The organism is Anaerococcus porci (assembly GCF_034090325.1).
Taxonomy (GTDB): Bacteria; Bacillota; Clostridia; order Tissierellales; family Peptoniphilaceae; genus Anaerococcus; species Anaerococcus porci.
On sequence record NZ_JAXDSU010000003.1, the window covers coordinates 36,515 to 48,891 of the forward strand.

A 12,377-nucleotide genomic window follows, 5' to 3' on the forward strand; every position below is an offset into this window, starting at 1 on the left:
TGTGATAATATGAATAATGAGTTTAAATACGAAAAACTAACTCCTATGCTCAAACACTATGTAGATGTCAAAAAAAACTTTAATGATTCAGTCCTATTATATAGGGTTGGTGATTTCTACGAAGCTTTTTTTGATGATGCCATTACTATTAGTAAAGTACTTCAATTAGCACTAACAGGAAAAGAATGTGGTCATGATAAAAGAGCACCAATGTGTGGAGTACCCCATCATGTAATTGATACTTATGTAAATAAATTAGTAAAAAAAGGACATAAAGTGGCCTTATGTGATCAAGTTGAAGATCCCAAAAAAGCAAAAGGGTTAGTAAAAAGGGCTATAACAAGAGTTATTAGTCCCGGTACTATAGTTGATCTAGACTCTCTTAATAAAAAAGAAAATAACTATCTTCTTTCGTTATATGAAAATAAATTTGGTATTGGAGCATGCTTTTCTGATATATCAACAGGAAAATTAGTATGCTTTGAAATAAGAAATAAAATTGATATTACTGGAAACAAGCTTATAGATGAAGTCGAAAAAATTTCTCCTTCAGAAATACTTATAAATTCAAATTTTAAAAACAAAAAATTCAGAGAATATTTGGATTTAAATCCTAGTATTCTAATAAATAAAATAGATGATAATAATAACTTTGAAGATTTTATCCAAAATGTAAGAGAACATCTTGGTGATATTAATTATAGTAAAATTAATAACTTAAGAATCGCACTTGTAGCTTGTTCAAATCTTTTAAGCTATATTTACAAATTTCATAATGAAAATCTAGCTCACTTAAATGAAATAGAGCTTCTTGAAATTGATTCATATATGGAGCTTGATGCAAATACTAGACGTAACTTAGAACTTCACAATAATATAGATAAAAAAGGCAAGGAAAACTCTATAATAAAGCTTATTGACAAGGCGGATACAGTAATGGGTTCAAGACTTTTAAATGAATGGCTTGAAAGACCATTAATTGAAAAAGAAAAGATTGAAAAAAGGCTTGATATGGTTGAATATCTTTTCTCAAATAGAGATGTTTCAGAAAAAATCACTTATTTTTTAGATGATATATATGATTTAGAAAGAATTGTGGGAAAAATTTCCTATCAAAGAGCAAATGCTAGAGATATGATTTCATTAAAATCGTCATTAAGGAATATACCGGAATTTAAAATATATTTATCTAATCTAAATAATAAGGCATATAAGGACTTAGCTAATATAATACCAGATATTGGAAATATTTATGAAATTTTAGAAAAAGCTGTAGTTAATAATCCTCCTATATCTATAACTGACGGAGGCATCATAAAGGATAATTTTAATGATAAGCTAGATAAGTTAAAGCTTGAATCAGAATCTGCTGAAAAAGATCTCCTTGAATATGAGGTAAGTGAAAGAGAAAAAACGGGTATTAAAAAATTAAAAATTAACTACAATAAAAATAGTGGTTATTCTATTGAAGTAACTAAGTCTTTTATAAATATGGTTCCAAAAAGCTATATAAGAAAACAAACCCTAAAAAATCAAGAAAGATATACAACTGAAAGATTAGAAGAATTATCTAATTTGATATTAGGCTCAAGCGATATGATAAATGAGCTTGAATATGAAATTTTTAATGAACTTAGAGATTTTATTTTAGAAAATACGAAAAAACTCCAATACTTGTCTAAGTTAATAGCAATTATAGACGCATTAAACTCTTTGAGTAAGCTTGCAAGGGAAAATAATTACACTAAGCCTATAATGAGAAATGATAATATCATTAAGATTATAAATGGTCGCCATCCAGTCATAGAAAAAAATCTTAAAGAAAATGAATTTATTGCAAATGATACAGATATAGGAGAAGAAGATAACTTAATCCAAATTATAACAGGACCTAATATGGCAGGTAAATCTACCTATATGAGGCAGATGGCTATAATTATTATACTTGCTCAAATAGGTTCCTTTGTACCATGTGACAAAGCTGAGATATCTATATGTGATAAAGTATTTACAAGAATTGGGGCAAGTGACAATATCTCTAAAGGTGAATCTACCTTTATGTTAGAAATGAATGAGGTAAGTAATATATTAAAAAATGCAACTGAGAGCTCATTTATTATTTTAGATGAAGTAGGAAGGGGAACAAGTTCTGATGATGGTTTATCAATTGCAATGAGTCTTGTAGAGTACTTAAGTAAGAAAAAAAGAATAAAGACAGTATTTGCGACTCATTTTCATGAATTGACAATTCTAGAAAACGAGCTTAGAAATGTAGTTAATCTTAAAATTGATATCCTTGAAGAGAATAATTCCCTAGTTTTTTTAAGAAAGATTTCAAGAGGCAAGTCAGATAGGTCTTATGGTATTGAAGTGGCTAAAATGTCGGGTCTACCAGAAGAAGTAATAGAAAATGCTAAAATATTTATGGCAAAAATTGATGATAATAAGTCTATTTCTAACATAAGTAAAAGTTCAAAAGAAAATATAAAAGAAACTTTAAGTAATATAAACAATAAGAAAATTAATGATATCAAATCTTTTTGCAAAAATATTAATATAAATGATTTAACCCCACTAGAGGCTATAAATATTTTAAATAAATTAATTATAAAGGTTAGGGAGCTATAATGGCAATAGTTCAACTTGATAAAAATACAATCGAAAAAATTGCAGCAGGAGAAGTAATTGAATCTCCACTATCAATTGTAAAAGAATTGGTTGAAAACTCAATTGATGCCAAGGCAAAGAATATAGTTGTTGAAATTAAGAATGGTGGTAAATCTTATATCAGAGTCACCGATGATGGCACAGGTATTGAAGAATATGAATTAGAACTTGCATTTAAAAGGCATGCTACGTCAAAAATAAATACATTTGATGATTTATATAATATATTTACTTTAGGATTTAGGGGTGAGGCTCTTTCTTCTATTTTAGCTTGTGCTGATCTTACTTTAATATCATGTACAAAAAATAGCAAGGTTGGTAAAAAAGTAGTCTATAAAAATAATAAGCTTATTCATAAATCATCTATAGCAACCAATATAGGCACCAGTATAGAAGTATATAATTTATTTAAGAATATTCCTGTAAGGAGAAAATTTTTAGCAAGTGATATAAGAGAGTCAAATAGGATAAGTAGGCTTATCCATGCTTTTGCTTTGGGTTATGACGGTATTTCTTTTAAATTTATAAAAGATGATAGATTTATCTTTCATACATTAGAAAATCAAAATTTAATAAGTAAAATCTATAATTTAATTGATGAAAATCTAAAAGATGAGTTAATTCATTTAGAAATAAAAAATAACTTATATGAGATAAGTGGATACACTTCAAGCATTAATTACTATAGGGGAAATAGATCATTACAATATATCTTTATTAATAATAGATTGGTTGAATACAAAAAAATAAGCAATTCTATTGAAGATACCTACAGTGGACTTATACCAAATTCAAGATATCCAGCATTTTTTATCTTTATAAATACAAACTCTAATAATGTAGATGTCAATATTCATCCTAATAAAAGAGAAATAAAACTTTCATACGAAGATGAGCTTCTTTCTCTAATAAAAGAAAATATAGGAAAAAAAGTCATAGAAAATGTATCAAGTAAAGAAATAAAAATTAAAAATGAAAAATCTAAAGAACTAAATTTCTATGAAGATTATAGTGACATCTTAAATGCTTATAATAAAATCAATGATTCTAGTATAGTTAAAGAAGATAATTATAACAGTCAAGATTTTTATAATTTCTTTAATAAAAAGGATGTAGAATCAGAAAATAATATTACTAATATGGAAGATAATTATATCCAAGAAAGTATTAATAGTCACGAAGAAAGCAAATTAGTAAAACAAAATATTTTTGATATAAGTAAAATAATCTATAAATCTTCATTATTTGGAAAATATTCTTTATTTGAATATAATGATAAACTCTTATTATTAAATCATAGGCGTGCTGAGCAAAGGCTAAAATTTGAAAAATATATAAAAGATTTTAAAAATCAAGAAATAGTTTCTCAACAGTTATTAGATCCTATTATTATGAAAATAAATATAAATGATTATAGTAAATATATAGAAAATAAAGATTTATTTAAAAAATTAGGTTTTGATATTGAGGAATTTTCATCAGATAAGCTTATTATAAGATCTTTACCTCTGATTTTTGATATACCTGAAAAAATCAACTTTTTCTATGAACTTTTAGATTTAAACTTTAATGATGAAGATTTATTTTATGATAAAATATCAAAAATAATAAATAATATAAGTTTTAAGAAAGGTGATAGGATTAATGAAGATGAGGCTAATGAACTCATTAATGGTTTAAATAAGCTTGATAATCCTTATAAAACATTTGATGGTAAGACTATATTAATCAGTATATCTGAAAGTGAAATGGAGAAATATTTTGAAAGATAAGGTAATCATAATTACTGGACCTACAGCGAGTGGGAAAAGTGATTTAGCTATAAAGATTGCAAAAAAATTTAATGGCGAAATAATATCGGCAGATAGTCAACAAATATATAAGAAAATGAATATTGGTACTAATAAAATTAATAAACATGATATGGATAGTATTAACCATTATTTTTTGGATATTAGAGAACCTAATGAAGAATATTCCGTAAATGAATTCAAAGAAAGTGCAAGAAAGTTAATAAGAAAAATTAATAAAGAAAATAAGATACCCATAGTTGTTGGAGGAACAGGATTTTATATTGACTCAATATTATTTAATATGAACTATGGAATTGCAAAAAAAGATGAAAGTATAAGGAAATATTATAACAAATTAGCTGAAGAAAAAGGAAATAATTATATTTATGAAAAATTAAAAGAAATAGATCCTAATGAATCTATAAAATATCATCCAAATGAGAAAAATAGAATAATAAGGGCTCTAGAAACATATAAATTATCTGGAAAAAAACCTAGTCAAATTAGGAAAGGATCTAGAAAACTAAATGAAGATATAGATCCTCTATTGATTTTTTTAAACTATAAAGATAGAAATGTTCTTTATAAAAAAATAAATGCTAGAGTTTTAAAAATGTTTGATGAAGGTCTAGAAGATGAATTTATGAGGATTTTAAAATATTATAACCTTAATAGGAATTCAAAATCACTACAAGCTATCGGATATAAGGAATTCTTTCCTTATTTAAGTAAAGAAATAGATAAAAATAGGCTAATAGATGAAATACAAAAGAATACTAGACATTACGCGAAAAGGCAAATAACTTGGATGAAAAAATATTTAAATTATGATTTTTCTGATTTGATTTATAAGGAAAATTTAAACATTGGAAAAATATATGAATATATTAAGGAGAAATATGATTTATAGTGATTTTTATAATATAGATAATTTTATAGTAAAATATGTAGATAATATAGATAAATCTCTCAATGGGAAGTTTGATGATTTGAATAAAATTAGTGAATTCAATCAAATTAAAGTCTTAAATTCTTTTAAAGAAAATAACTTATCTACTATGGATTTTAATTCTGCTACAGGTTATGGATATGCAGACATAGGAAGAGAGAAATGTGAGGATATCTTTTCTACAATATTTAAAGCAGAAGATTCATTGGTAAGACCAAATATAGTTTCAGGCACTCATGCTATATCTATAGTTTTATATGCACTTTTAAACTATAATGATAAATTATTGTCTATTACTGGTGACCCTTATGATACTTTACAACAAGTTATTGGAATAAAGGGAAATAAAAAGGGAAATCTCTTATCTAAAGGAATTAAATATGACAAAATAGATTTAAAAAATGGAACAAGTATTCAATATGAGAAGATAAAAGATAAGCTAGATTATGATACAAAAATAGTCATGATTCAAAGATCTACAGGATATACGAATAGAAGAGCTTTCACAATAGGTGAAATTAAGAAAGCTATAAGTATAATACGTGAAGTAAATAATAATGTAATTATATTTATAGATAACTGTTATGGAGAATTTACAGAAATTAAGGAACCAATAGAAGTAGGAGCTGATATAATTGCAGGTTCTCTTATTAAGAATATAGGGGGTGGTATAGCTTTAACTGGAGGATACATATCAGGCAAAAAAAACTTGATTGAATATTGCTCAAATACTCTTACAGCACCTGGGATAGGAAAAGATGAAGGATTGAGTTTTGGAACTACTAGAAGTGTATTACAAGGTTTATACTTTTCTCCTCATACAACAATAGAGTCAATAAAAGTAAATTTATTATTTGCCAAATCTTTCACAAACCTTTCTTATGAAGTTATACCAAAGGTAAATGACCCGAGAAGCGATATTGTTCAGTCTATAATACTCAATGATAGTGATAAACTAAAGTTATTTGCAAAAGCAATTCAAGAATCATGCAGCGTTGATGCTAATTTAACTCCAATACCAGATGATATGCCTGGATACGAAGATCCTGTAATAATGTCGTCAGGAGGATTTATAGAAGGAGCCACATCAGAGCTATCTTGTGATGGGCCTTTAAGAGAACCATATATAGTTTACTTACAAGGTGGGCTTAATAAATATCATGGTAAATTAGCCTTGATGAATGTACTAGATAAATTTCTTAAAAATAATTTATTAAATAAAAAAGAAATAAGTTTATAAAGATATTTCAGAGTATTAATAATTTAAAATATGCTAAACTAGATAAAATTATATATTAGGATAGGATTGTTAGCTATTAAAAGTAGATTAAATTGAGAAATTTATTCTATTTACTAATACTCTAAAACTTCTTTATGTAAAATATATAAAGAGTATTAGAATTTTATATCTCAAGATTCGACAAGGGATTTTTATTAACAGCTTTTTTTAAGTCTTCATCATCAAGGTGGGTATATATTTGTGTAGTTGATACACTTTCATGTCCTAGAATGTCTTTTAAAGCTCGTATATCAACATTACCATATTTATACATTAAGGTTGCAGCAGTATGCCTTAATTTATGTGTAGAATAAATATTAGTATCAAAACCAGCTTTTTTAAGATATTTATCTATTGTAGATTGGACAGCTCTATTGGATATTCTTTTTTTTCGTGTTGATATGAACAAGGCATCAGTCTTAATATTTTTCAAATAATTGTTACGTATCATTATATAATTTTCTATTAAATCTATACAATTATTTGTTAAATATATTGTTCTTTCTTTATTTCCTTTCCCAACTATATTAAAATGATCATCTTTTATATCACTTAAATTAATACTAACAAGTTCTGATAGACGCATACCAGTTGTTAGAAAAGTAAAAACAATTGCCAAATCTCTATTTTTGAGAAATTCATTTTTTTCTTTGCCTACAACTTCAAGCAACTTCTCTGTTTCGTTTAAAGTGAGGTAAACGGGCTGCCTTTTTTGAATCTTTGGGTTTCTGAGTTTTTCTGTTATATTATTGTCAATAATTTCGATTTCTTGACTTAAATATTTATAGAATGACCTGAGAGCAGAAATCTTTCTCGATCTTGTTGAAGCATTGTCATCGAGTATGTTGTCAAGAAAGCTAATATAAGAATACATATCTTGAACTGTTATAGAACTTATAAATTCCGCTGTAAATATCTTATTAGAATCAACTTTATTATTTGATAAATCTTTTTCAAATTTTTCTTTATTTCCAAAATAGCTTTTTCTTAAAATCACAAATGAAATAAAGTTGATAAGATCATAATTATATTCACTTATAGTTTTATTTGATAAACCTCTTATTGATTTTAAATAGTTTAAATAATCCGTAAGTATAAGGGGTGAATTTATTTTCATTTTAAAACTCCGTTCTTGATTTTATTCTATTATAATAGTAATTATAACATAAAATTAAGCATTTTTCAATTTATTGCGCAAAATTATTATTTTGTGCAATAAATTTCATCTATAAATCTATCCCCTTTTCAAATATTTTTAACTTATTTATATATGATCTTTATATTTTGATTATAAATTCTACTTTATTTTTTCTTACTGTTTTGTATTTTCTAATTATTATTATTACTCAACTTATAAATCAGCTGATTTTCGAAGCTCTATTTTGCGTTTTAAGCGATTTTATATTTTAATCCATACTAATTATACGCCTTTATTTTTTTAAAAAAACAACTCAACCAAACAAAATTATGGTTGAGTTTAAGTTTATATATTATACTTTGTAGATTTTCCACCTACTAATCTATAGTATCTAACAGGATACTTATTATCTCCCATTCTTCCTTTTCTAGGAGTTATAGATATACCTCTGTCAGCCCAGTTACAGTGAATTATTGTATTCTTATCTAAGATAAATCCTGTATGTCCGCCAGCACCTAGTGATCTTCCTGGTACACCCGCAACAAATATATCACCATACCTTATTTGATTTTCTGAAATTTGTCTTAAAACTTGCCCGCGTCTTCCTAACTCAAACAAAGTTTCTGTATTTCCGTTAGGAGTATTTTTCGAAATGAAGCCGCCATGTTTCATAGCTCTATAAACAGCTGACGAACAGTCTGCATATCCAATCTTGTCTCTATTAGGATAACTCATATCATATTCATAATTAAAGTTCATTCCTTGTAGCATCCAGCCAATTGTCACATCTAAATCTTTTTTAGGTATATAACTATTCGAAATAAGTTCACCCTTTCCAGATTTATCGAAACTATACAGCCTACCAGCTCCATCATATCCGTTGTGAGCAAAAAATGTTTTATAATCTTTAGCTAAACCATTTTCAGTAAGGTTATAATAGTAGTTGCCAATTTTATGAACACCAAACATAAGGTTTCCATTTGAATTAGCTCTATAATCTTTCCCGCCTATTTTTAACCATTCATTTTTTGCAAGCTCTGTCTTGTTATTATTATATTTTTTATAAGCCTTGTTTCCTTGCATATAATAGGTAACTACTTCAGGTTTCTTACTTAAGTCTTTAATAGAAACTACGTTTCCATTTTTATCACTAGTATACTCTAAATTATCAATAACTATTTTTGTATCGCGTTTTTTATCTACTATACCATTATTATCTATTGCAATAATTGACTTATTATATAAGAACAATTTATTTTTTTCGAGTTTCCCATTATCATCGAAAGAATATAGATTATTTTCTATAAGATTGAATCCTTTATCTAGTTTTCCATCATATCCTGTATGATATTTATTAGAATTCACCTCAAGCCATTTATTTTCAAGAGGGTTCATAATTCCTGATTCACCAATTATATATGCACCTATATTTGTAATAACCTTAGTATTAGTTTTAACTACACCATTATTAGCAAAATAAAATCTATCAAAACCAATTCTTTGAATCCCCTTGACAATTTCACCTTTTGAATTAGCAAAGTATTTATCTTTTCCAATATTAAACCAAGAGTTACTTACAGTAATTTTTCTACCACGATTATCATATCTATAAGCTAAATCTTTCTCAATTATATAAGAATTATCTGAATTAGAATAGTGAAAAAATCTAGAATTTGAATTAGCACTATAAAAAGTAAATTTGGAAGACTTATCTGTATTTTGGCTTTCTTTTCCCTTTAAATTTAAATCTTCTACAGTCTTATTATTATAAGATTTTACTTCTATATGATCTGAGGTTAGATTTTCTTTATCATTATTATTTTTTAGCTCTTCATGGTTCTTATTTTCTAGATTATATTTATCATTAGTCAAATTGTCTAAATCTTTTTCTTTAAGTTTATCTCCTGGTATTTTTTCAACTATATTACAATTAGCATAATTAGTATTTGTTTTTTCTAACTCTTCGTTATATTTTTTTGAATTATCAATACTATCTTTTTTGTTGATTTCTTCAGTTTTATCATCATTAGCTAAATTATAATTTATCTTATTATCCTCTTTTAAAGGATTTTCTACTAAGCTTTCCTTGTATTCTTCATTTACTGATGAAATTTGATTTTTATATTCAATGTCATCATCTGCCAAAGAAGTTGAATTTAAAGCAATCACGGAAGAGAACACTATAAAAGTAGATAATATTAATTTATTTTGTTTTTTCATAATTCTCCTTATCAAAAAATAGATAACTATATATAATTATATTATTAGCTAGATCAAAATTATTTTCTTTTTTTACTAGCAAATAAAACACTTCCGGTTGTAATAAGAGTTAATAATATCGAACTTAATGAACCTACTCCAGTTTTTACATTTGTAGATTCTTTTTTAATTTCTGTCTTTTCAGATGCTTTATTATCTACTTTAATAAGTATCTTATTAACTTTTTTATTGTCTTTAGCCATATATCTATCATCAGCATCATTGGCTTTTTTCAAAATATTAATTTGAATATTATTTAATTCATCCTTAAGCTTATCATATTCTTTAGATGTTAAATTTTCTTTTAATAAAGCTTCTTCAACTTCTTTAATAATTTTTTCTGCATTTTGACCTGATTCTTTTGTCCAAGATCCATCTTTTAATAAAATTTTAATTTTATTAATTTCATCAGCTAATTTATCTTTATTTACTAAGTTTTTCTCTTCTTGATCTGTTTTAGTGTTTTTATCATCTCTCTCAGGTTCTTCTTTAAAAGTTTCAGTTTTTTCTAACTTTGTTTGATTATTTTTTAAATCATCGTTTTTATCTATAATTTCTTGAAATTTATTAGGCTTTTCTGTTTTTTCAGTTTCAGCCTTTTTATCATCAAGATTTTCTTTAAACCCAATATCAAATTTTTCTAGATTTTCTTCTTTAATTCTATTCAAAACTTTTGTTACATAATTTGGATCAGTAGCATAACCTGCTACCTTTATGCGTTCCAATTGTTCTTTAGCAGTTTTTGCTTCAGCTACTTTATGTTTAGCATAAGTTCCCCTATTTAGAAGATCTAGGTAATAATTTATTGCATCTTCAAAAGAATCATACTGTTTAAACTTATCAGTAGTTTTTATTAGTTTTCCATCTTTAAATTCTTCTGTTTTATAGCTTTTACCTTCAGTCTTATCTGTGGATTTTATCCCGAAAATATTATAGTCTTCAGTAGCTAGTTTTGAAGTACCATTTGCTGACTCAAGTATAGCTTGACCTATCATTACGCTAGGGAAGATATTTTTATTCTTGGCCTTATCTGAATATTTAATTTAGATAAAAAGTCAATAAATTCTGTTTTATTAGAGTAAGGAAGTTTATTTTCGGTATTTTCTTTTTTATCTTCAACCTTTTCTTCTTTCTTACTTTCTACTTGTTCATTTTTTTCAGTTTTTTCTTCTTTTAACTCAGCCTTTTTATCTTCAGTTAATGACTCGTTAGTTTTTTCGTCGTTTGTTCCAGTATTATCTTTTTCATTAACAACTTGACTATTATTTTCTTCCTCGTCAACTACTTTTTCTTTAGTATCTTGAATACTTATAAAATTGCTTCCTTCTTCACTTATAGTAAGTTGAAGTTCATCAATTGCAGCATTTATTTCGCTTTCACTAGAGTTTGTACCAATGGAACTTTCATATTTATTTAATAATGCTCTCGCTCTATTTTTAAACTCTTCGTTAAATCCAGCTTCTGGATCAGTAATAGCTTTAACTTCCGAAATTTTACTATTAAAATTTTTTAATAAATCATTAACTTTACTATTATCTTTTTTTTCTTCTGTTTTAATTTTATCTATATTTCCGGTATTATCTAATACACTATTAATATCTTCAACTTTTGTGCTTTCCGTTTCTCTATTATCAACTATAATATTGTCACCTTCAGCGATTACATTCTCACCACTCGCTTGAGAATTAAATACTAATCCACCACTAGCTAATAATAATACTAAGGCACCACTTGTTATCTTTGTAATATTTTTGTTCTTATTTTGTCTCATTTACTTCTCCTTATATTACTATTATTATAATTATATATATTTATTAATTTAGTCAAGCCATAAAGTCGGCATTTTTCAAAGATATTTGAGCATATTGTATATTTTTGTTACTTTTTTGTAAACTATATAAATTAAAAAAGATAGCTATATCCATTTTTTTGTTAGCTCTATAATAAATCGTGTTGGTTAAAGTAAATGATAATTTTACTAATACAATTTATTAACGAAAAAAATAAGATATATTTAATTATTTATATTTAAAGAAAATATTTTTTAAGATGCAAGTGTCTTATCAATGCTTTAGATTTTATTGAGAATTTTTTATTTATGAATATTCTGATAATGCTATTGAAGTAATTAAAAATTTTATTAAGACTATTAAGCGTATTGCTTTTGGTTTTAGATCTTTTGTCAATTTTAGGATTAGAGTTTTTGTAATTATGAATTTAGTTTTAAGAAATCAAAAACCGGGAGGTAGAATATTCTACTTCCCGGTTTTTGATTGTGTTTATTTTATCTAC

General features: G+C 25.8%; 9 protein-coding genes. 5 read left to right on the top strand and 4 right to left on the bottom strand.

Annotated features, from left to right (window positions below; all coding sequences use genetic code 11):
• Nucleotides 1-9: 9 nt before the first annotated feature.
• Genes mutS through SOR60_RS00565 form a run of 4 tightly spaced genes read left to right on the top strand, consistent with a single transcriptional unit; the run spans nucleotide 10 to nucleotide 6,649 of the window.
• Nucleotides 10-2,628: a DNA mismatch repair protein MutS gene (mutS, locus tag SOR60_RS00550; RefSeq protein ID WP_320594941.1), complete on the top strand. Its 2,619-nt coding sequence runs from the start codon at nucleotides 10-12 to the stop codon at nucleotides 2,626-2,628.
• A complete protein-coding gene (gene mutL, locus SOR60_RS00555) occupies nucleotides 2,628-4,439 on the top strand; it encodes a DNA mismatch repair endonuclease MutL (protein WP_320594942.1) in 1,812 nt (603 codons plus the stop codon). Before mutS ends, mutL begins: the two co-directional genes overlap by 1 nt.
• Nucleotides 4,429-5,370, top strand: a complete 942-nt coding sequence (gene miaA / locus SOR60_RS00560) for a tRNA (adenosine(37)-N6)-dimethylallyltransferase MiaA (RefSeq protein WP_154538771.1) — start codon at nucleotides 4,429-4,431, stop codon at nucleotides 5,368-5,370. Before mutL ends, miaA begins: the two co-directional genes overlap by 11 nt.
• On the top strand, nucleotides 5,360-6,649 hold the full coding sequence (locus tag SOR60_RS00565; RefSeq protein ID WP_320594943.1) for a methionine gamma-lyase family protein: 1,290 nt from the start codon (nucleotides 5,360-5,362) through the stop codon (nucleotides 6,647-6,649). The genes miaA and SOR60_RS00565 overlap by 11 nt, the downstream gene beginning before the upstream one ends.
• Before the next feature lie 163 nt (nucleotides 6,650-6,812).
• Here the strand turns inward: SOR60_RS00565 and SOR60_RS00570 are convergent, their stop codons facing one another.
• From SOR60_RS00570 to SOR60_RS00585, 4 genes are all read right to left on the bottom strand, one after another.
• Nucleotides 6,813-7,805 carry a tyrosine recombinase XerC gene (locus tag SOR60_RS00570; RefSeq protein ID WP_154538773.1) on the bottom strand — a complete coding sequence of 331 codons (993 nt, stop codon included), beginning with the start codon at nucleotides 7,803-7,805 and terminating at the stop codon, nucleotides 6,813-6,815.
• Nucleotides 7,806-8,171: 366 nt separating this feature from the next.
• The gene (locus SOR60_RS00575) at nucleotides 8,172-10,046 is read right to left on the bottom strand and encodes a peptidoglycan amidohydrolase family protein (RefSeq protein ID WP_320594944.1); all 1,875 of its coding nucleotides are present in this window, start codon (nucleotides 10,044-10,046) and stop codon (nucleotides 8,172-8,174) included.
• 59 nt (nucleotides 10,047-10,105) lie between these two features.
• Nucleotides 10,106-11,080 (bottom strand): glucosaminidase domain-containing protein, encoded by a 975-nt coding sequence (locus SOR60_RS00580; protein ID WP_154538776.1) that lies wholly within the window; start codon nucleotides 11,078-11,080, stop codon nucleotides 10,106-10,108.
• Nucleotides 11,080-11,856 (bottom strand): hypothetical protein, encoded by a 777-nt coding sequence (locus SOR60_RS00585; RefSeq protein ID WP_320594945.1) that lies wholly within the window; start codon nucleotides 11,854-11,856, stop codon nucleotides 11,080-11,082. The genes SOR60_RS00580 and SOR60_RS00585 overlap by 1 nt, the downstream gene beginning before the upstream one ends.
• A gap of 323 nt (nucleotides 11,857-12,179) precedes the next feature.
• Here SOR60_RS00585 and SOR60_RS10475 point away from each other — a divergent pair.
• Nucleotides 12,180-12,377, top strand: a 198-nt coding sequence (locus SOR60_RS10475; protein ID WP_407654212.1) for a transposase, incomplete at its 3' end; no start/stop codon positions are given.

Excerpts from the sequence above, each read along its gene's own strand:
- mutS (WP_320594941.1), top strand. The coding sequence starts at position 10 with ATGAATAATGAGTTTAAATACGAAAAACTAACTCCTATGCTCAAACAC.
- SOR60_RS00585 (WP_320594945.1), bottom strand. The coding sequence starts at position 11,856 with ATGAGACAAAATAAGAACAAAAATATTACAAAGATAACAAGTGGTGCC.
- SOR60_RS00580 (WP_154538776.1), bottom strand. The coding sequence starts at position 11,080 with ATGATAGGTCAAGCTATACTTGAGTCAGCAAATGGTACTTCAAAACTA.
- SOR60_RS00575 (WP_320594944.1), bottom strand. The coding sequence starts at position 10,046 with ATGAAAAAACAAAATAAATTAATATTATCTACTTTTATAGTGTTCTCT.
- SOR60_RS00570 (WP_154538773.1), bottom strand. The coding sequence starts at position 7,805 with ATGAAAATAAATTCACCCCTTATACTTACGGATTATTTAAACTATTTA.
- mutL (WP_320594942.1), top strand. The coding sequence starts at position 2,628 with ATGGCAATAGTTCAACTTGATAAAAATACAATCGAAAAAATTGCAGCA.
- SOR60_RS00565 (WP_320594943.1), top strand. The coding sequence starts at position 5,360 with ATGATTTATAGTGATTTTTATAATATAGATAATTTTATAGTAAAATAT.